The sequence below is a fragment of the Nocardioides sp. genome (assembly GCF_050699375.1).
Classification (GTDB): Bacteria; Actinomycetota; Actinomycetes; order Propionibacteriales; family Nocardioidaceae; genus Nocardioides.
In genome coordinates, this window is record NZ_JBOHDN010000233.1 from 1 (window position 1) to 1934 (window position 1934).

General features: G+C 69.7%; 3 protein-coding genes. All 3 read right to left on the reverse strand.

The window, feature by feature from the left end:
• Window positions 1–509, reverse strand: a 509-nt coding sequence (locus ACRDPS_RS17275; protein WP_431502895.1) for an aldehyde dehydrogenase family protein, incomplete at its 3' end; no start/stop codon positions are given.
• Window positions 510–582: 73 nt separating this feature from the next.
• Complete coding sequence (gene kdgD / locus ACRDPS_RS17280; protein WP_431502896.1) at window positions 583–1497, reverse strand: 5-dehydro-4-deoxyglucarate dehydratase; 915 nt, start codon at window positions 1495–1497, stop codon at window positions 583–585.
• Window positions 1498–1606: 109 nt separating this feature from the next.
• The gene (locus ACRDPS_RS17285; RefSeq protein ID WP_431502897.1) at window positions 1607–1819 is read right to left on the reverse strand and encodes a hypothetical protein; all 213 of its coding nucleotides are present in this window, start codon (window positions 1817–1819) and stop codon (window positions 1607–1609) included.
• Between the last annotated feature and the right edge of the window lie 115 nt (window positions 1820–1934).

The window sequence follows — 1934 nt, forward strand, 5'->3', positions numbered from 1 at the left end:
GCGACCAGGTAGCCGGTGAGCGGGTGGGCCGGGTGGCCCTTCACGACGACCGGGCAGCCGGCGGCCAGGGCCGAGGCGGTGTCGCCTCCGGCGGTGGAGAAGGCGAGCGGGAAGTTGCTGGCGCCGAAGACCGCGACCGGGCCGATCGGGATGTGACGCTGGCGGATGTCGGCCCGCGGGAGCGGGGTCCTGTCGGGGAGCGCCGGGTCGATGCGTACGCCGAGGTGGTCGCCGCGGCGGACGACGCCGGCGAACATCCGCAGCTGGCCGGTCGTACGGCCGACCTCGCCGCCGATCCGGCCCTCGGGCAGGTGCGACTCGGCGACGGCGGCCTCCACGATCTCGTCGCGGGCGGACTCGATCTCGGCAGCGACCGCATCGAGGAAGTCGGCGCGCGCCTCGGGGGAGGTCGTACGGAAGCCGGAGAAGGCCTCGGCCGCGGCGCCGGTGGCGGCAGCGACGTCCGGCTGCTCGGAGTCGGCGCCGGCGATGATCGAGCGGTGGTTCATGCCCGTTCCTTTCGGATCAGTCTTGTCTCGGAGCGGTCTTGTCTGGCGGGGCTTGTCGGGTCGGTCTCGGTGTTCAGGAGATCCGGGCGATCAGGTCGCGCAGCTCGGCGACCTCATCCTCACGCAGGTCCGTCAGCGGGGGCCGGACAGGTCCGGCGGGCCTACCGATCGCGGCCAGACCGGCCTTGACGATCGACACGGCGTAGCCGGCCGTACGGTCCCTGATGTCGAGGTAGGGGATCACGAACTCGTTGAGTCGACGGTAGACCTCGTCGCGGTCCTGGGCACGTACGGCGTCGTAGAACTCGATCGCCCACTGGGGCGCGAAGTTGAACAGTGCCGAGGAGTACGTGCTCACGCCGAGCTGGAGCAGCGGCAGCGCGAAGGTCTCCGCCGTCGGCAGGCCACCGATGTAGATGAGCCGGTCACCGACCCGAGCGTACGTGCGGGTCATCTGCTCGATGTTGCCGATGCCGTCCTTGAAGCCGATCAGCGTGGGGTTGCGATCGGCCAGCTGTGCCACGGCCTCGTCGCGCAGGATGGCGTTGGCGCGGCTGTAGACGATCACGCCGAGGCCGGTGGCCTCACACACCCGGCTCGCATGCTCGACCAGGCCCGCCTGGCCCGCCTCGGTCAGGTAGGGCGGCATCAACAGCAGCCCGTCCGCACCCGCCGCCTCGGCCGCCTTCGCCTGCGCCACCGCGTTCGCGGTGCTGCCGGTCGCCGGCGCGAGCACCGGCACGGAGCCAGCGACCTCGTCGACCGCCGCCCTGACAACCCTGTCGGTCTCCTCCATGCTCAGCGAGAAGCCCTCCCCCGTGCCACCGGCAGCGAAGAGGCCCGCGACCGGGTACTCGGCCAGCCAGCTCAGGTGCTTGCGATAGCCCTCTTCGTCAACCTGGAGCTCATCGGTGAAGTGGGTGACCGGAAACGAGAGGAGCCCGCTCTTCAGCTGGGCGGCCAGGTCGGTCGGGCTGTACTCGGTCACGAGTCACGTCCTTCAAAAGTTGGTGAGGCAAGGTGGTGACCATCACGTTAGAAACCCTTGGCGATGCCTGTCCAAGCCCGAATTTGAATCTCGTGATGCGTGGAGAGCATTACTCCTCTCGGTGGTCGAGCTTGTCGAGACTCCCGGCCCCGGTGGTCGAGCTTGTCGAGACCGCGCCGACTCCGGTGGTCGAGCTTGTCGAGACCACGCCGCCCCGGTGGTCGAGCTTGTCGAGACCTCCCTGCCGGAACGTTCCCTCCGACGGGTTGGTGTGGGCCGCCGACCCTTTCTGGAGGGTGTTCTCGATGCGCCCCGGAGTCAAGGACGGGCCTACGGCCCGCCGGCTACGCCGGCCGCTGCGCGGTCCTGGACACCGGGACCCATCGAGAAAAGACCTGGCTGATTATCGGGGCGGCGGCCCGGGTGTGGCGCGGAGT